A 17,708-nucleotide genomic window follows, 5' to 3' on the forward strand; every position below is an offset into this window, starting at 1 on the left:
CTTGCCAATGCCAAATCTGAAATTGATGTTCTTAGGTCTGATGTTGCCGCTGGTCGTCGCCGGTTGCGTATCGCGGCAACCTGTAATCAAAGCGAAACCGGTTCCTCCGGCAGCATGGGCCATGCAGGAGCCCCACGATTTAACCCGGCAACTGAACAAGATTATTTCGATCTCCGAAGAATGATTGTTGAGAACGAAAAGCAAACTAAGTACTTGCAGGACTACATCAAAACTCAATGTCAGTAACAGCCTCGTTTAATTCGGGGCTTTTTTATATCCGTATTTTGCGCACCACATTGCGCCACTAATCACACCGAACCTGATCCATTTGAAATGAGCTCTTGAGGATACCGGCTATGGCTGGCGAGCCTCGGTGGGCTGGTTTCCTAATGTGGCAAGGGTTCATTTCAAATAGCAGGTATACGCAAATGAACACATTAACTTTCAAAAATCACACTATTGTTCCTTTCGATAATGGCGATGGGAAAATCTGGTTTACCGGCAAACAAATGACCAAGCTACTGGAATACGAAGATGATAAATCAGTCAACAAGCTATACAAGAGAAATAAAGATGAGTTCTCGGAAGACATGACTACGACTGTGAATCTGCCCATTGATGCCGAGGAGGCCAATTTGACCCCCACGGGAAAATCAAAGGGTTACAGTAATCTTCGTAAGAAAGTTAGGATTTTTTCTGTTCGGGGAGCGCATTTATTAGGGATGCTTGCTGATACAGAAGTCGCTAAACAACTTCGTCGCTGGCTATTGGATTTAGCAGACAAGGAGAATCAGACAGATCTCTCTTTGATGGACATGGAAAGCTTAAAGTCACTGACACTTGGTGAAATGCAAAATCGGCTGGTGGCCGCTGATAAGTGGTCTTATAGCAACTTTGGCAGGCCGGGTAGTGAAATGATGAATCTTCGCAAGCGTCATCTAAAGAAACTCCGCAAGGCCAAGCAAGTTATTCTGGAATTATCGCAGCTTACTTTGCCCGGCTTTGATGACTTCCCGGACGGAGAACCGCAGACATGAATCACGAACAGTTCATAGCTAATAATGTTCAAGCCGAGTTAACCAGACTCGGCTTTTCTTCATCTATAGCAGGCATGGCAAGTGACAAAGCAGTCGATCACTATCGAAGAGCTACATCAGCAAGCCGTAAGAGCAAGATGTTTGATGACTGTCTTCACATAGCCAAGGCTTGGGCGAGTAAATACAGCTCAGTTAAGCCGCTCCTAAAGTGAGGACCTCGGAGAAATCAATGAGATACATCTATTCAATCACATTGGACGCAATGATCGCGTCCTTTTTGTTTATTGGTATCACGCAAATGTTTGGCAGGGATACGCTCGTTAAAGAGTACAAGCACGTTCCGACAACATTCCTATATTACGATTTACTGACTGACACGGCCTTTGTCATTTTTGTTGTATATCAAGGCTGGTTTGTACTTGGCGCTATCTATGCGACAGGCGCAATGGCAAAAGTCGAATTTCAGGGTAAGCAAGAGAAGTTACTAAAATATTAAGAGGTAGGTATGAGCGAAAATACTAAAGTTTTCAAATACAAATTAGGCCAAGCGGTCAAAATCAACATCAGCATTGAAGTAGGTGAAATTAAAGGTCGTGCTGAGTATATAAATCACATCAATAACTACTGGATCAGCTATCGTGCGTCAGATGGCTGCGCGACAGAAGGCTGGTTTGATGAAGATGAGATTTCACCAGCAGATGAAGACTAGTCACTCATTCAGAGCATTCTGCTAACAGAGTGCTCAATAGTAGTGATTCAATCCTGTGTAGTATTTAAAATGCCGGGGATTTATCAAGCCGGGAAGCAGGAAATTCTGATTACAACCGTTTCCGATTTGGAAATGTCAGTGAGGGCTGATATGCATATTAATGGCATGGGTGAGTTATCTGTAACGATATACAGCGCTTACTTTCATAAAAATGGTTTTTTCATACACACCGATGAACAGGAGGACTTTTGGGTTCTCCTGTCAAAAGAAATTGGCTATGGGCGATTTACAAAATTAAGAGATGATGATGAGTTCTCTAAGACTGGAGCACTGATGAAATTAGTTGAAATGCGGCAGGACCTTGAGCCAGGCCAAGGTCGATTAGCTTTGTCATCAAATGTTTTATTCCGTCTGCGGGAAGGGTTCGAAGTTGCTTCAAAAAGGATTCTTTATCCTGTTTTTGGAGAGCAGACGACTCTATAAATTGGGCTATTTTTTCTATTGTATCGTCATGAAATTTCACTACCGTTACATTCAAAATAGCGCCTAAGCCACCATCATCGCTGAGAAAGTCGATTCCTTTAGATGTTATTTTTATCGAGTTTGGGTTTACTAATTCCTTGCTTACTCTGCCAGTAATTAGCCCATGACCTATTAGATATTCAAGGTTGGCAATTAATATATTTTCACTTGAAAATTTATCTATAAAATTTCGGTACTCATAAACATCAAACCCGCCGTATTCAGGGTCGGCTAGTAACTCAAGTAATTCACGTTGAATTTCTCTTGGGTAATTATCCATATTGATATTTCTCACTTTTGTAGGGGTGAGTTAATTCTAGATGATTTCTCGTTGTAGGGGTACAACAGAACCATATCAGGCGAGGTGGTTAAAAGCGGGCTCATATTGCAGTCGCTATTTCAATAGTGGCTCGATAGGATTTGTTATTAATATTATAGTTTAATTAATTGATTATTATTAATTTTACTTATTATTTTTGTTGAAAAAACGATCTCTTTGTGGTTATTTTATATCTCCTTTTATTAATTATTGTAAGGAGAAGACAATTGATAACATCTAAAAATTGGAAAAATAGGAATGGCACATCTAATTTAAGTTGCGGTTGTGGATCATGGATGGAGCACTGGATGGGTCAGACTGAGAAGTCTTGGCCTTCAGAATGTTCCGTGTCTGGTTGTAGTAATAAAGCGGAAGTTGGAGCACATATTCAAAACGAAAGTGTGCAAGGCGTGCGCATAGTGCCAATGTGTAAGCCATGTAACAACAAATCGGGATTTTTTAATTTAAAAGGTGGGATTCTTCTCGCTTTGTCGAACGTATCTCAATCCTGTGGTAGGCGTTAGATTGTATTGATATCTTTATTAAAGGTCGCTTCAGCGGCCTTTTTACTTTGAGGAAATGAAATGGCTGGACTAAAAGAACTGTCTAATAAATTGACTCAAATCAAGAAACAAGTTCCGTTTGCTACCGCACAGGCTTTAACAAAAGTTGCACGTCAGATTGAACAAGCTGAGAAAAAAGCAATTGAGCGTAAGCTGGATAATCCCACTCCTTTTACTGTTAAGTCTGTTGGTTCAGTCGGTGCGAGCAAGAATAATCTGAAAGCCAAAGTCTTTGTTCGTGATATAGCAGCAAGTTATCTCACACCATTTGAGATAGGCGGGGTGCATAAACTTAATAGCAGTGCGTTATTAAACCCGAAGAACATTAAATTAAACAAGTATGGCAACTTACCGCGCAATAAGTTGCAACAGTTAAAAGCCAAGCCGGATGTCTTTATCGGAGAAGTAACAACCAGCGAACATAATAGTGTGGATGGCGTGTGGCAACGCAAGAAAGGCAGAAAAGGCAAGAAGGGCAAAAAGCGGTTAAAGCGCTCCCCCAACGGTACTCGCAGAGAGAGGAAAAAACAAAGACCACCGAAATTGTTAATTCGGTTCGGTGATGCTTTACCTGTTACCCCGATTCTCGGTTATCAGGAACGCGCCCGAAAGATGGCTGATGCATTAATGCCACAAGCCATGAGTCAGGCATTGGATGAAGCTGTCAAGACAGCCAAATAACCAGGGTGATTTGATATGTACGAGTTAAATGTAAAAGTTACTCTCCCAACCCAACAGGATGCTCAAAGAGTTGTCGATGAAGTAAGGGAAGAGTTATGCAAATGCCAAGTTACTCACGAGTTGGGAGGGGTAATGTGTAATGAGGTTTACAGGCGAATCAGGAGCATTGTGCAGGTTGAAGTAAGTAAAGATCCTATAACACAATCAGAGACAGTCATCAGTTAATGCAATCTATTCTCATTTAATTTGAACGGGTCCCTCCTAAGTAATTGATATTACACGGGCATTGCGCGCTGCGATGTTTCACTAGTTATAAGTCTTTGAAATTTAGGTAACATTGACAAATGAATCAGTCAGAATTCGCAAAATTGCACGGCGTCAGCCGTAAGACCGTCACACAGTGGAAAGCACGCGGCTGGCTGGTTCTGGACGGTGATGACATCGATGTAGACGCGTCAAACGCTAACGTCGAGCGATATCGCAAATCTGTTACCCGGACTGACAATAAAATCGAAGGTAACAAACAGGGTAACAAGTCAGGTAACAGATCTCGGGGTAACAAATCTGACAGCGGACGCACTGAGTCACCAGCAAAAATTGTTGAGCGGATGATCGCCGAAAAGGGCGCAACGATGACATTCGACGAAGCTCGGACGTTAAAAGAAAACTTTCTCGCGTTGCTTACTCAATTAGAGTACGAAATTAAATCCGGTCAGGTACTGCCGTATAAAGACATGATCGAGGCTGTTGGACAAGAGTACTCAAGAATGCGCACTCGTCTGATTGCTATTGCTCCAGAACACGGCCCGCGTTTACGTGTATTGGCTTCTACCACTAATGATACGGAATTTGTTCAAGCGTTACAGGAAGTGGTTTACGAGGCAATGGAGGAATTAAGCCTTGATAATAAACAACGAGGAGAAAACTAACGCCCCCGCTTGGCAAAATTTCACACAAGAATTATATAAGCGCCGCCCTGATATCCGGCCTCCTGAGCCGCTATCACTCAGTGCATGGGCCAATAAATACGCTGTACTCTCAAAAGAGACCAGTGCCCAAACGGGTAGATTCCGATCTTTTGCATATCAAGATGGCATGATGGATGCAATCACGGACCCGGCTGTTACTTATGTCTCTGTCATGAAATCGGCTCGCGTCGGCTATACAAAAATACTGGATCACGTTGTCGGCTATTATCTTGCGCATGACCCATCACCGATTCTTGTAGTGCAACCTCGTGTTGAAGATGCGGAAGACTACAGTAAGACTGAGATTGCCCCAATGTTGCGTGATACCCCTGTGTTAGCTGAGATATCGGGTGATCCAAAAGCCAAAAGCAGCAATCAGACAATTTTGAAAAAGACGTTTTTGAATGGCTCCAACTTAACGCTTGTCGGGGCCAACAGTCCTGGCGGGTTTCGTCGTATCACATGTCGGATCATCTTGTTTGATGAAGTAGATGGGTACCCGTCTGGCGGGGCTGGGGTTGAAGGTGATCAGATAGCACTAGGTACAAAGCGTTCTGAAACGTTCTGGAATCGAAAGATTGTGCTGGGTTCAACCCCCACGGTGAAAGGCACTAGCCGTATTGAAAAATCATTTGGCGATAGTGACCAGCGTTATTATTACGTTCCTTGCCCACACTGCAATGAATATCAAGTTCTTGAATGGGGCGGCCCAGACACCCCCTACGGGATCAAGTGGGACAAAGACGAGAACGGTAATGGTTTACCGGACACGGCTTACTATGTTTGTCGTCACAACGGCTGTGTGATCCATCACAACGAAAAAGCCGGCATGGTGAAGCGCGGAGAGTGGCAGGCAACGAAGCCGTTTAAAGGTCATGCCGGATTTCATATCTGGGCTGGATACAGTTTGTTTCCGAACGCCGCGTGGAAATACTTAGTTGCGGAATGGTTACGGGTAAAAAATGACCCATTGATGCGTCAGACATTTATTAACCTAGTTCTGGGTGAACCCTATGAAGATCGGGGTGAGAAAGCACTCAGTGAGAAACGGTTATTAGAACGTTGTGAAGTTTTTTCGGCAGAAGTCCCTGATGGCGTGGCTGTTTTGACGGCGGGTATTGATACGCAAGATGACAGATTCGAAATTGAAATTGTCGGGTGGGGCCGCAATGAAGAAAGCTGGTCAATTGCTTACGATGTGATTGAGGGTGATTTGGAAACTGATGAACCATGGAAACGATTAGATGCCTACCTGAAGCAGATATGGCGGCGGGCTGACGGGCGTGGTTTTACGATCATGGCGGCCTGCATGGACTCTGGCGGACACCATACCCAACAAGTCTATGAGTTCTCTAAGGCTAGAATTGGTCGCCGGATATGGGCTATAAAGGGAGAATCGGCACGGGGCGGCAAACGCTCCCCGGTCTGGCCGACAAAAAAACCTACACCGCGCACCAAGTCGAGTTTTAAGCCCATTATTCTTGGTGTTAATGCGGCAAAAGATACTATCCGTGGCCGGTTACATATCGATCCCCCGCTGCCCGGTGAGGCGTCAGCCAGTTATATGCACTTTCCGGCAGACAGAGACCTGAATTATTTCAGCCAACTGTTAGCAGAGCGCTCTGTATTAAAAGAGTCGGGCGGGCAACGTTTCCGAGTCTGGGAACAATTACCGGGCCGTGCAAACGAAGCGCTGGACTGTAGAGTTTATGCGTATGCGGCGTTATGTGGACTGCTACACATGGGGCTGAAACTGAATGCGTTAGTCACAAGCATCACAGAAAATCCGGGCCGATTATTGCCAGCGCCCGCAGAGCCGGAAGAAAAAATCAGCCTGCAATATCCCGGAGTCATTATTCAAGAGCCGGAAAAGCAGAAACGAAAACGTATGTCTCAACTTTTGCCGTCTTAGGTATCATATATGAAACTTAATGTTCCCGATAAAAATCAAAAGCCTGTCTGTACTGATGATATAGACAGGCTAGTTTTACCATTAAACAAAATTGTGATTGATATAGCTTTATTTAAACAGCTTGTTAAGTTTGCTCTCAACGCTCCTGATCTTTGCTGTCATCTTGCTACTGTCGATATTAATCCGACTACCGCAGCGACAAATGAAATAACGATGACTCTTGAGCCATCTGATTTTCTTTTTCGTCTTGATGCCGCACTCAGGACATGCGGGTAATTCTATTTCGTGATCATCAAATATTGACATATTGCCCCCCTTTTTAAATAAGCGGTTCATATTTACCACTAATTATAGTGGCCCCTGAAATACGGACAGCCATTTTCCTGATAAGGATCACTATGTTTAATCCAAAAACGAGCTTGCTTGCTGGTGCAATGACGCGCGAGCAACTTCAAGACGCATTGACGAAAGCACAACAGGCATATATTGACTTAGCATCCGGGCAACGCGGCGTTTCGTTTTCATACACGCAGGGTGATGGCACACGCTCAGTGTCCTATCAGCAATCAGGCATTGCCGATCTGATGGCACTAATTCAGCTCTTGCAAGCCCAGCTGGGTATCGTAGCAAGGCCGCGCAGGCCAGTAAGGTTTAGGTTCTGATGAATACAGTGAGAATTTTAGGCCCGGACGGTCAACCGTTGCCACCCTCTAGACAAAAACTATCAATGTTGGTTGGTGGCAGTCGGGTACCGTATGATGCAGCTGATTCATCTAGTGATCAGCTTGCGAACTGGCAACCTGCACTGTGGTCACCTGACAATGAAATCAATATTTATCGTGACCGGATTGTTTCGCGTGTCCGTGATTTGGCACGTAATGATGGTTGGGCTAGTGGTGCAATCACCCGGGTTCTTGATAATGCAGTCGGTGCTAATTTCCGGCCTATTATTAAGCCTGATTATCGGATGCTGGCGCTGGTGACCGGTAATAAAGCGTTTGATGCAACATGGGCTGATGAATACGGAAAAGTAGTTGAAGCACACTGGCGCTCATGGGCTTATGATCCGGGGCGTTATTGTGACGTTGAGCGCAAGCAGACAGTTTCACAGATGTTGCGTCTGGCATTCAGGCATAAATTGTTAGACGGTGATGCGCTCGCCGTTTTACAGTACCGCGCAGACAGGTTAGGCCCCGGACGCGGGCGGTATGCAACAACGGTTCAAATTGTTGATCCTGACCGACTCAGCAACCCCCAACAAAATTTTGATATGCCTCACATTCGCGGTGGTGTAGAGATAGACGACGACGGCGCACCTGTGTTTTACCATATCAGGGAAGCCCACATTGGCGACTGGTGGAGTGGTGCAAAAACGACGACGTGGGAGCGTGTGCCGCGTGAAACACCGTGGGGTAGGCCGCATGTCGTCCACGACTTTGATCATGAACGCGGAGCACAGCACCGGGGCAATGGCATTTTAACGCCAGTTGTTCAGCGTTTGAAAATGCTGATTAAGTATGATCAGTCAGAACTTGAAGCGGCAATACTCAATGCGATATTCGCCGCTTATATTGAATCCCCGTATGATCCTGCATTAGTTGAATCGGCCTTGGGTGAAAGTGAAGATGAGAATCTGGGCGCATATCAACAGGGACGCGTCGAGTTTCACAATGACCGCCGCTTATCATTACAAAACGGGGCGCGGCTCCCAATCCTGTACCCCGGCGAGCGTATCAATACCGTGAATGCAGCACGGCCACATAGCAACTTTGAAGGCTTCGAAAGTGCGGCATTGCGTAATATTGCGGCAGCAACCGGGTTATCTACTCAGCAAGTGACGCAAGACTGGTCTGATGTGAACTACAGTTCGTCACGTTCAGCCATGTTAGAATCCGGCAAGACGCTAACACGTCGTCGTGCGGATTTCGCTATTGGCTTTGCTCAACCCATTCTGACCGCATTTATTGAAGAAATTCACGACACAGAAGATTTACCGTTGCCAACCGGTGCACCAGACTTTCTTGAAGCGCGGGCCGCCTATTGCCGTGCGCAGTGGATGGGGCCGGGCCGGGGTTGGGTAGATCCTGTCGCGGAGAAGAAGGGGGCAATTCTTGGGATGGATGCTGGTTTATCTACGTTAGAAATGGAAGCGGCTGAAAACGCCGGTGAAGACTGGGAAGAGATGCTCGATCAGCGTAAGCGTGAACTCGATGCATTTAAAGAACGCGGACTAACTCCGCCCAGCTGGGCCCAGCTTGATACTCCCGCTGATAAAACTATTCAAGATCCCAAGGTGGAGTAATGAATTTACCACATTTAGCACAACGGCTATTTAACACCCCATTAGCGCTACATCCGCGCAAAGCCGAAGTCGTAATGGCTGCGCTGACTGACCGGTTCGGCATCACGCGAATTAACGCTATGTCGGATTGGGACGATGACGGTGGTTTTTCACGTCCTAAAAACGATGCCGGTTATGACGTTGTGGAAGGGATTGCAGTGATACCGATTCAAGGAACGCTAGTGCAAAAACTCGGTTGTTTGCGTCCATACAGTGGTATGACGGGATACGACGGTATCAGACAATCTTTTCTTACCGCGCTGTATGATCCCGAAGTTAATGGTATCTGTCTGGATATTGATTCACCCGGTGGGGAAGTGGCGGGATGCTTTGATCTGGTAGACGAGATTTATTCAGCGAGAGGAACAAAGCCCATTCATGCCATTTTATCCGAAGCCGCTTATTCCGCTGCTTATGCGTTAGCCAGTGCCGCAGACAAAATCTATGTCCCGCGCACCGGAGGTGTGGGTTCAGTCGGCGTAATTGTCATTCACTGCGACTGGTCGCAGCGTATTAAAGAGGATGGTTTGCAAGTGACAATAATTACTTATGGGGACCGTAAAGCAGAAAGCAACCCGTACGTTCCGCTAACTGAACAGGCCCGCGACGCAATACAGGATGACGTAGACGCGATGGGAAAACTGTTCGTGAGTACGGTTGCCCGCAATCGGGGCATTTCTGAAAAAACTATTCGCGATACTCAGGCAGCCTGTTTTTTAGCCGCTGAGGGTGTCAGTCTGGGATTAGCAGACGAGGTTATCACTCCCGATGCTGCATTCCGAAAATTACTGAGAGAATCAGGAGTTTAATACATGTCTAAGTTGAGTTTCGCCCATTTATTGGGTATCAAAAAATCAGCGTCAGAAGATGATGATGACAAAGAAAAAAGCAAAAAAGCGAAATCGCGTCGTGCCGAAGAAGAGGACCGCGACGAAGAAGACGCCGAAGATGAAGATGACGATACCAAGGCTGATGAGGATGACAAAGATGATCCTGATGCCGAGGAAGATGACGACAAAGATAAGGATAAATCATCTAAAAAAGGGAAAAAGGCTAAATCCCGTCGCGCTGATGATGACGATGATGATGCGGACGCCGAAGAGAATGACGATAAAGAAGAAGGTCGCCGAGCCGAACGTAAGCGATGCGCTGCTATTTTCGGCAGTAAACATGCTGCGGGCAGACCGGACATGGCCGCGCATTTAGCGTTCAATACTCGCATGTCAGCACGTGAAGCGATCAGCACCTTAGCATTAACGGGATCAGCAACAGCCCCGCGTCGCGCTTCGTTAGATGAGCGTATGCAACAGGCACAACAAGTCAGGTTAGGGCCTGATGCCCGACAACCCGCTAGCGGCTCTGTTGAGGCTATTGTTGCTAATGCAACCAGTCTCTATAATTCTGTAAAAGGTAAAAAATAATGGAACAAATCGGACAAAACCCATTTGCGCCGGGCATGACATCAACAATGTTTGTTCCCGATCAGCTAGTCTCCGGTCCTTTGCAACTAGTGACTGACACAGTGACAATTGCAAAAGTGGGATTATTGAAACGAGGAACGGTTTTAGGGCTTATCACTGAATTAAAAGAGTATGTGTTGAGTGTTAAAACAGGCACAGACGGCAGAGAGAAACCCGTCGCTATTCTCGCTGATGATGTTGATACAACAACAGAATCAAAGACTTGCGGTGTTTATCTGATGGGTGAATTTAACCAACACAGACTCATTTTTGATGCAAGCTGGACACTTGAAGATCTGAAAACTGCGTTACGTCCTTCTGCTATTTTCATACGCGATAGTATTCAGGCTCCGATAGCCTAATCTCATTACCCCATTATTGCATTTAATGCCATTCACCCGGCAGGAATGCGCTCGTTTTAAATTCAGGCTGGCAGCCCAGGCTGCCAGTCATTGCATAGAGATATTGCATGAGTAACATTAATATTTACGATACGAATGTTCTGGTACAAATTGTTCCGAATCTGATTACTAGTCAAAACTGGTTGTTGGACCGTTTCTTTCCAAATTTAGTGACTTATGAAACTGAGGAAGTGTCTATTGATGTTGACATTGGTAAGCGCCGTATGTCGCCATTTGTTTCGCCGCTTGTTGAAGGAAAGCTGGTTGAAAGCCGTAAATACCAGACAAACACATTCAAGCCTGCGTATATCAAAGATAAACGTGCTCCGGATTTACGCAAACCCATTCGGCGTCAAATTGGGGAACGCATTGGCGGTGAGTACACGGCAGCAGAACGCGAAATGCTGAATTTACAATTCGAGATGGCCGATCAAATCGACATGATTAACCGGCGCTTAGAGTGGATGGCTGCTAACGCTTTGGTCAAATCACAAATTACAGTTGTTGGTGATGGATTTCCAACTACCGTGATTGATTTCGGTCGTTCATCTAACTTAACTGTTACATTAAGTGGTTCAGACAAATGGCCGACTAAAGTCGCTGCGGGAACAACAAACACGCAGCCGAGTGACGATATTGAAGTCTGGCAGACGTTAATTCTGAAAGAGTCTGGCGCAGTGCCAACTGATTTGGTTTTTACATCTTCATCATGGAAAGCGTTTCGTCTTGATACGTCTATCAAGGATACTGCAATAACTTTCCCGGCGTTGAACCCGTTTGGTAATCAGGTGAATATCGGCCCAACAGTTCAAAAAGGGGCTGTATTTAAGGGCATTTGGGGTAATTTCAATCTCTGGTTATACAATGATTGGTTTATTGACCCGATTGATAATGTTGAAAAACCGATGCTGCCGGATGGCACAGTTATTATGTCAAGTGCGGATTTGATGGGAACGCGCGCGTTCGGCCTGATTCTTGATCCAGACTTCACATACGGACCTTTGGCCTATGCGCCAAAAAGCTGGGTAAATCCCGACCCGGCGCAGCGTTACTTGATGACACAATCGTCCCCGCTTGTTATCCCAAGCCGGGTAAATGCTTCGTTGTGTGCGACGGTGGTGTGATATGGCAAAAAATAAGCAACAAGAAACCGAAAACGAACTGGGCGGCTTGCCGCCTGAATTAATGGTTGATGGTCAAGAATTGCCGGATTATCAGATAGAAACAGTGGAAGAAGATCCCGCTGTTCCTGACACTGACGATGAAAACCCTGCTGATAATCAGGGTGAGGCAATCGTTGTTGTGCTGAAAGGCCAAACAGTTAAGCATAACGGCAAAGAATACAAAGAGCTCGTGCAACTGATTCTAAGCCCGGAAGACGCGGATCGCTTGATTGAATTGGGGGTTGTTGCTGACGTTAACAAACTGAGGCAACAAGCCCTTATTCAACATGGCCCAACTGTTACGGTCAATGATGGCGTTAAAATCAGTCATGAGGCTTGATAATGGGGATTAATTGGGACCAGCATTTACTTGAGCCGCTACACAACGTGTTCGGTGATATGGTTGAATATAAGCCATCGAGTGGAAAACCCTACTTTATAAACGGTATTTTTGACCGAGCATATACTCAAACAGTCGAATCATTAGATGACACTAGCACTATCAATACCACATCTCCCGTACTTGGGGTGCGTGATGCTGAGTTTCAGGCACTGCCGAAAAGGGGGGATCGGGTATTTGTTGGTGTTGTGGGCGGCGTATCTGTCAACACATTGTTTGCCGTGGCTGACATTCAGCCCGACAGTCACGGTGGGACAAAACTCATTCTTAATAAGGTGAAATCATGAACGCAGCCGGTATCAGGGCGCTAGTCATTGACGCGCTCAAACATAAGACAGACGCAGAAGCGCGGGTTTATTCACCACGCGACTGGTCAACAACGGAAGATATGTATCCAGTCATTCTTGTTCAAACTCCCATCGACGTCAAAAATTCACTGGGACGTAATGTACCCCAGTTCAATACGGTTACGACTGTACGCATTACCGGTAGATTGCAGGAACTTGATAGCGAAGCGGAAGACGATGGGGCAGTTAAAGCAGAGGAGTCTCTCGAACTGTTACGCGAACAGATAGAGCGAGCGGTCATTAACAGTTATGAACTCACTCGTCAGACGCAACAATATCAACAGATACGTTCAACAATAGATATTGATGCCAGTGGCGAGGGCCATACAGCACAACTGTTAATGGAACTGGATATCGAATATTACCAAGGCCCCGAGGATTTCTACGAAATCGAAGCCGCAGAACTGGACGAAATGGACGTCACAATCGCTATGCCTCCCGGCACCCCCGAACCTCATTTTCGAGTTAATTTTCCGAATTAATTCTCAGGAGTAACCCATGTTTGTAAAACCCGTTATTGGGCGGCGCGTACGCGATCCCGTCAAGGGCGAATTTTTGCCCGAATCTTGCACCGAAGTACCCAGTAACATTTTTTGGCATCGTCGCTTAAAAGACGGTGACGTTGAAATATGTCAGCCCGAAAAAGCAGTTAAAAAGGCGGCAGTCAAGGAGAATGAATAATGGCCGTACCCTTTTCACGCGTCCCGAATAACATTCGGGCACCGCTTTTTTATGTCGAATTTGATAATTCGATGGCGAATAGCGCAATTGCGACACAGCGCACACTGATCATCGGTCAGATGTTGAGTACGTCTACAGCAAAACCCGATATCCCGGAGCGTGTTTCTTCTGCTGCCCAAGTTGCTAATTTATACGGCAATGGTTCGATGCTGCATGGCATGACCGAAGCTTATTTCGCTAATGATCAAGCCGCTGAAATTTGGGTTCTTCCCTTGAGCGATGCTGATAGCACTGTTGCAGCGAAAGGCAGTGTAAAAGTCTCCAGCCCGGCAACCGACACCGGCGTTATCTCGCTGTATATCGGCGGTCAGCGTGTGCAAGTCACTGTAGTTGCAACAGACAAAGCCGAGCAAGTCGCTACTGCATTGTCAGACGCGATTAACAAAAAAGTGACATTGCCTGTTACCGCCGCTGTCACTTACGACGCTGCGGATACCGTGACGTTAACTGCGAAAAACAAAGGCTCTGCCGGTAACAGTATTGATTTACGGCTGAACTACCGGGGTCAGTCGGGCGGTGAATTTACTCCCGCAGGTATGGAACTGAAAATCACTCAGATGTCAGGCGGCGCGGGTGCGCCAGATCTTAAAAACGCATTAGGCAATCTCAAGGACCGTTCCTTTGATTTTATTGCCAACCCATACACTGATACCGCTTCTCTTGATGATGTGAAAGCGTTTTTGTCTGATACGGTCGGGAGATGGTCGTGGGAACAGCAGCTTTACGGTCATTCATTTAGTGCGATCAGTGGCGCATACGGTGAGCTGGCTAACTTCGGTGAGCAAAGAAATTATCAGCATGAAACATTGTTGGGTGTCACTAAATCACCGACGCCGAATTACGTTTGGGCTGCGGCGTTGACGGGTGCGATTGCTCCAAGCTTACGTAACGACCCCGGTAGGCCGCTACAGACATTACCCGTAAGTGGCGTATTAGCTCCGGCATCTGAGGACCAGCTTGACTTAATCGAACGTAACAATCTGTTACACAGCGGGATTTCAACGTTTACGGTTGCTGATGACGGCACAATTCAGGTCGAAAACATCATCACGACTTATCAAAAGAATAGCTTTGGCGATAATGACGATAGCTATCTGGAAGTTGAGACGTTGTATTTGCTGATGTACGTCACGCGCTATATCCGCACTCAAATCACGAGCAAATTTGCACGGATGAAACTAGTGAAAGACGCCAGCCGCTATGCGCCGGGTTCAGCAATTGTGACGCCGAATGTTATCCGCGCGGAGCTTATCGCGCAGTACCGGACATTGGAATACAACGGCTATGTGCAAGATTCGAAGAGCTTTGCGAACGGGCTGATTGTCGATATCAATCCACAAAATCCGAACAGAATCGACGTCCTGTGGACAGGTACACTCATCAATCAGTTACGTGTCTTTGCGCTACTTAACCAATTCCGCTTACAACCGGCAGCATAAGGAAAAAAAATGGCAAATACATCAAAACGGCTGGCGGGTACCGCTTATGTCACCGTCGATGGCATCAGTATTATGGTTGCGGGGGACTTTACATGGAGTCCCTCAACTGTCACCCGCAAAACATTGACCGGCATGGATTATGTGCACGGCTACAAAGAAAAACCGCAGGCGGGCTTCATCTCATGCAAGGTCCGTGATAGTGGCGGGACAACTGTTGCTGACTTTAACAATCAGACTAATGTCACTATCGTTGCCGAACTGGCAAACGGTAAGACGATCATCGGTGAGGGTATGTGGACCGTTAACACACAGGAAGTCAATAGTGAAGACGCAACATTTGAAGTGCGCTGGGAAGGCACGTCGGTAACTGAAAATTAATTTGGAGAATCAACATGTTAGAAACCACTAAAACTATCGTACTAAACACCCCAATTGAAAGCAATGACGGCAAAGTCCGCTACGAGCAGATTGATTTGAAAGAGCCAGTGTTGATTCAGGTTGAACAGTTTTATGAAGTGCAAAGTAAATCAGCAAGTTCGTTGCCTCCCATGCGATTGTTGATTTCTCTGGTATCTGGCGTCCCTGAGTCAGTATTGAAAAAAATGGCAATCAGTGACTTTAGTCAGTGTCAGGAGTTCCTTTTAGGTTTTTTGGACTCGAAGCGCTCAATAACTGGCAGCAATTAGCTGCTGACATCACATTTTATTACAAGTGGGGGCCGCGTGATGCGTGGCTCTTAACTCAATCGCGGCTTGAGTGGTGGGCCGAACAAGCTAACCGGATAAGTAAGGAGCGAAGTGATGGCTAACGCTTTCGATTTTGAGCTGAACGCTGATGAGAATGTCACGAAAGTGATTGATGAAATCAATGAGAAGCTGAATGGCCTTAATCCCAACCTAGCAAAGACCAAAAAAGGGCTGAAACTTGGTGGTTCTGAATCCACAAACGGCGTAGCAAATATCGGGACTAAATTACGGGATATGTCACGTTATGCCAAAGACAATGTTCAACATATCGGTGACATGGTGCCGCCACTTAAGAATTTTGGCGAACTGGCAACAAAGTACGGCGGGATAGCAAAGAAACTAGGTGGTGTTGGACTGGTAGCATACGGTGTAACAAAAGCCTATCAGACAATGAAAGAGGCCGGGAAAGAAGCCTATAAGATAAATGTAGGCGCTAAAAATTCCGCAATGAGTATCGAAAATTTCACGAGATTGGCTGGTACTATGCGGATACTGGGAGCAAGCGCAGATGATGCTTTTAATTCTGTAGAGGGGTTATATAAATCTTTCAATGAGCCGCTACAGGTTAGAAATGCAAACCAATTAGCTCAATTGAACGGGATGGGGGTGCATATCTATGAAAATAAAGATGGTACTGCGGATGTGTATAAAACCATTCAAGAATTAGCTAAAGCGTTTCCTAAATACTCTTCTGATAAACAAAAGACAATCGCGGATTTTCTTGGGCTTGATGAACATACATTGGCTCTATTGAGAGATGGTGCCAAGCTTAAAGAGTTATTGGCTAAGTCTGATGAGTTCGGATTGACCGTTCCAGATAGTCTGAATCAGCAATTAACTAAAGTTAATTCCCAGTTAAATGAAATATCAGCAAAATGGGAGGGTAATACAGAAAAATGGAAAAATCAGTTTTGGCTTTCAGATCCGGGGCAAACAGTGCTTTCAGTTCTGGATAGAACAGTGACAGATGGGGTTACATCTGGCTTTTCATTGTTTAATTTTAATGCTGGAGGTAAGCAAAAGGAGCTTTTGGAAAAAGCGCAAAAAGATGAAAAATTCAAAGACACACTAACATGGAAAGAATCATTAGATTTAAAACTTACATATGCATCCGAAGACCTTATTAAAAAATTAAATGCGTATTATTTCCCAAATCACAAAGAAAAATCTATTGGTAACAAAGTACCTGAGCCACCTAAGATTCCAGAACCGTCGAAAGTAGAACCCCCGAAATACCCAGATCCTTACGGAAAACCAGTAAAGGATTCATTCGGTTTGAGAAACAATAATCCCGGCAATGTACGTGATGCGCCAAACGGTATTGGATATGTTAGGGGGCAAAGTGGAACATTTGTCAAATTTGCTAATAGTCATGATGGGAATGCGGCATTAGCTCGTCAACTAATGCTTTACGGTGACAGAAAAATAAACACGTTAAATAGCATAATTAGCACCTACGCACCAAGAAAAGATAGAAATAATACCCAGTCATATATCAATTTCGTGTCAAGAGAAACAAGTTACCCTGCTAGCCAGCCCTTAGATCTACATGAACCTCAAGTGCTGGAAAAACTGATTAACGCCATGATAAAACAAGAAAATCATGGCCAACAACCATTTAGTGAAAAAGAGATTACAGATGCAATAACTGCTGCCATCTTTGACCCGCGCTGGCAGGGTTTGCGTGATAAATATTATCTAAGCCAGCAACGCATAATGAATCAATCCGCACCGCCCGAATCGGATAACGCAGCATCCAACAGACCTCCCTCTATTTTTGCCAATCAAGCAAATAATAGCGAACTTGCTCAGAGCATGGCTGAGGCAATTCAGACCGCTATAGGGGAAAACAAGTTTCAAGTTGAAATTACACTAGTCAACAGTAAGACCGGAGAACGCCAGCAGTTTTCATCAAAAGCTGGTGGCAGGGTAACAACATCAATGCAATATCCTTGAGTT

23 protein-coding genes are annotated in these 17,708 nt (G+C 45.5%); 22 read left to right on the forward strand and 1 reads right to left on the reverse strand.

Annotation, left to right across the window (positions count from 1 at the left end):
• The 4 genes from ACGF7G_RS19270 to ACGF7G_RS19285 form a co-directional block, all read left to right on the forward strand.
• Positions 1 to 246 (forward strand): lysis protein (locus tag ACGF7G_RS19270; protein WP_387467639.1); only part of this gene is annotated, 246 nt, incomplete at its 5' end.
• A 182-nt stretch (positions 247 to 428) separates the two neighbouring features.
• Complete coding sequence (locus ACGF7G_RS19275) at positions 429 to 1,037, forward strand: BRO family protein (RefSeq protein ID WP_387467641.1); 609 nt, start codon at positions 429 to 431, stop codon at positions 1,035 to 1,037.
• A 229-nt stretch (positions 1,038 to 1,266) separates the two neighbouring features.
• Positions 1,267 to 1,533, forward strand: a complete 267-nt coding sequence (locus ACGF7G_RS19280) for a hypothetical protein (protein ID WP_387467643.1) — start codon at positions 1,267 to 1,269, stop codon at positions 1,531 to 1,533.
• Between the two features lie 9 nt (positions 1,534 to 1,542).
• Positions 1,543 to 1,746: a hypothetical protein gene (locus ACGF7G_RS19285; protein WP_387467645.1), complete on the forward strand. Its 204-nt coding sequence runs from the start codon at positions 1,543 to 1,545 to the stop codon at positions 1,744 to 1,746.
• Positions 1,747 to 2,062: 316 nt separating this feature from the next.
• Here the strand turns inward: ACGF7G_RS19285 and ACGF7G_RS19290 are convergent, their stop codons facing one another.
• A complete protein-coding gene (locus ACGF7G_RS19290; RefSeq protein WP_046396267.1) occupies positions 2,063 to 2,548 on the reverse strand; it encodes a hypothetical protein in 486 nt (161 codons plus the stop codon).
• A gap of 623 nt (positions 2,549 to 3,171) precedes the next feature.
• Here ACGF7G_RS19290 and ACGF7G_RS19295 point away from each other — a divergent pair.
• The 18 genes from ACGF7G_RS19295 (at position 3,172) to ACGF7G_RS19380 (ending at position 17,705) form a co-directional block, all read left to right on the forward strand.
• Positions 3,172 to 3,831: a hypothetical protein gene (locus ACGF7G_RS19295; RefSeq protein ID WP_387467647.1), complete on the forward strand. Its 660-nt coding sequence runs from the start codon at positions 3,172 to 3,174 to the stop codon at positions 3,829 to 3,831.
• A gap of 344 nt (positions 3,832 to 4,175) precedes the next feature.
• Positions 4,176 to 4,760: an RNA polymerase subunit sigma-70 gene (locus tag ACGF7G_RS19300; protein WP_387467649.1), complete on the forward strand. Its 585-nt coding sequence runs from the start codon at positions 4,176 to 4,178 to the stop codon at positions 4,758 to 4,760.
• Positions 4,732 to 6,711 (forward strand): phage terminase large subunit family protein, encoded by a 1,980-nt coding sequence (locus tag ACGF7G_RS19305; protein WP_387467651.1) that lies wholly within the window; start codon positions 4,732 to 4,734, stop codon positions 6,709 to 6,711. Before ACGF7G_RS19300 ends, ACGF7G_RS19305 begins: the two co-directional genes overlap by 29 nt.
• A 9-nt stretch (positions 6,712 to 6,720) precedes the next feature.
• Positions 6,721 to 6,987 (forward strand): hypothetical protein, encoded by a 267-nt coding sequence (locus ACGF7G_RS19310; RefSeq protein WP_133812582.1) that lies wholly within the window; start codon positions 6,721 to 6,723, stop codon positions 6,985 to 6,987.
• A gap of 122 nt (positions 6,988 to 7,109) precedes the next feature.
• Positions 7,110 to 7,373, forward strand: coding sequence for a gpW family head-tail joining protein (gene gpW / locus ACGF7G_RS19315; protein WP_133812583.1), 264 nt, complete (start codon positions 7,110 to 7,112; stop codon positions 7,371 to 7,373).
• Positions 7,373 to 9,013 carry a phage portal protein gene (locus tag ACGF7G_RS19320; RefSeq protein ID WP_387467654.1) on the forward strand — a complete coding sequence of 547 codons (1,641 nt, stop codon included), beginning with the start codon at positions 7,373 to 7,375 and terminating at the stop codon, positions 9,011 to 9,013. The genes gpW and ACGF7G_RS19320 overlap by 1 nt, the downstream gene beginning before the upstream one ends.
• Positions 9,013 to 9,861, forward strand: coding sequence for a S49 family peptidase (locus ACGF7G_RS19325; RefSeq protein WP_133812585.1), 849 nt, complete (start codon positions 9,013 to 9,015; stop codon positions 9,859 to 9,861). The genes ACGF7G_RS19320 and ACGF7G_RS19325 overlap by 1 nt, the downstream gene beginning before the upstream one ends.
• Positions 9,862 to 9,864: 3 nt before the next feature.
• Complete coding sequence (locus ACGF7G_RS19330; protein WP_166296240.1) at positions 9,865 to 10,473, forward strand: hypothetical protein; 609 nt, start codon at positions 9,865 to 9,867, stop codon at positions 10,471 to 10,473.
• Complete coding sequence (locus tag ACGF7G_RS19335) at positions 10,473 to 10,874, forward strand: head decoration protein (RefSeq protein WP_133812587.1); 402 nt, start codon at positions 10,473 to 10,475, stop codon at positions 10,872 to 10,874. Before ACGF7G_RS19330 ends, ACGF7G_RS19335 begins: the two co-directional genes overlap by 1 nt.
• A 107-nt stretch (positions 10,875 to 10,981) precedes the next feature.
• Entirely contained in the window at positions 10,982 to 12,037 is a 1,056-nt protein-coding gene (locus ACGF7G_RS19340) for a major capsid protein (RefSeq protein WP_387467657.1), read from the forward strand.
• Between the two features lies 1 nt (position 12,038).
• Positions 12,039 to 12,416, forward strand: coding sequence for a hypothetical protein (locus ACGF7G_RS19345; RefSeq protein WP_387467659.1), 378 nt, complete (start codon positions 12,039 to 12,041; stop codon positions 12,414 to 12,416).
• A 2-nt stretch (positions 12,417 to 12,418) separates the two neighbouring features.
• Positions 12,419 to 12,763 (forward strand): hypothetical protein, encoded by a 345-nt coding sequence (locus ACGF7G_RS19350; protein WP_387467661.1) that lies wholly within the window; start codon positions 12,419 to 12,421, stop codon positions 12,761 to 12,763.
• Positions 12,760 to 13,305 carry an ATP-binding protein gene (locus ACGF7G_RS19355; RefSeq protein ID WP_387467663.1) on the forward strand — a complete coding sequence of 182 codons (546 nt, stop codon included), beginning with the start codon at positions 12,760 to 12,762 and terminating at the stop codon, positions 13,303 to 13,305. The genes ACGF7G_RS19350 and ACGF7G_RS19355 overlap by 4 nt, the downstream gene beginning before the upstream one ends.
• 16 nt (positions 13,306 to 13,321) lie before the next feature.
• Positions 13,322 to 13,504: a DUF2635 domain-containing protein gene (locus ACGF7G_RS19360; protein ID WP_387467665.1), complete on the forward strand. Its 183-nt coding sequence runs from the start codon at positions 13,322 to 13,324 to the stop codon at positions 13,502 to 13,504.
• A complete protein-coding gene (locus ACGF7G_RS19365; RefSeq protein ID WP_387467667.1) occupies positions 13,504 to 15,003 on the forward strand; it encodes a phage tail sheath subtilisin-like domain-containing protein in 1,500 nt (499 codons plus the stop codon). The genes ACGF7G_RS19360 and ACGF7G_RS19365 overlap by 1 nt, the downstream gene beginning before the upstream one ends.
• Before the next feature lie 9 nt (positions 15,004 to 15,012).
• The gene (locus tag ACGF7G_RS19370) at positions 15,013 to 15,381 is read left to right on the forward strand and encodes a phage tail tube protein (protein ID WP_387467669.1); all 369 of its coding nucleotides are present in this window, start codon (positions 15,013 to 15,015) and stop codon (positions 15,379 to 15,381) included.
• A 14-nt stretch (positions 15,382 to 15,395) separates the two neighbouring features.
• Positions 15,396 to 15,689: a phage tail assembly protein gene (locus tag ACGF7G_RS19375; RefSeq protein WP_387467671.1), complete on the forward strand. Its 294-nt coding sequence runs from the start codon at positions 15,396 to 15,398 to the stop codon at positions 15,687 to 15,689.
• 114 nt (positions 15,690 to 15,803) lie between these two features.
• Positions 15,804 to 17,705: a hypothetical protein gene (locus ACGF7G_RS19380; protein ID WP_387467673.1), complete on the forward strand. Its 1,902-nt coding sequence runs from the start codon at positions 15,804 to 15,806 to the stop codon at positions 17,703 to 17,705.
• Positions 17,706 to 17,708: the final 3 nt, after the last annotated feature.

The sequence above is a fragment of the Photorhabdus sp. RM323S genome (genome assembly GCF_042879375.1).
GTDB classification, from domain to species: Bacteria; Pseudomonadota; Gammaproteobacteria; order Enterobacterales; family Enterobacteriaceae; genus Photorhabdus; species Photorhabdus tasmaniensis.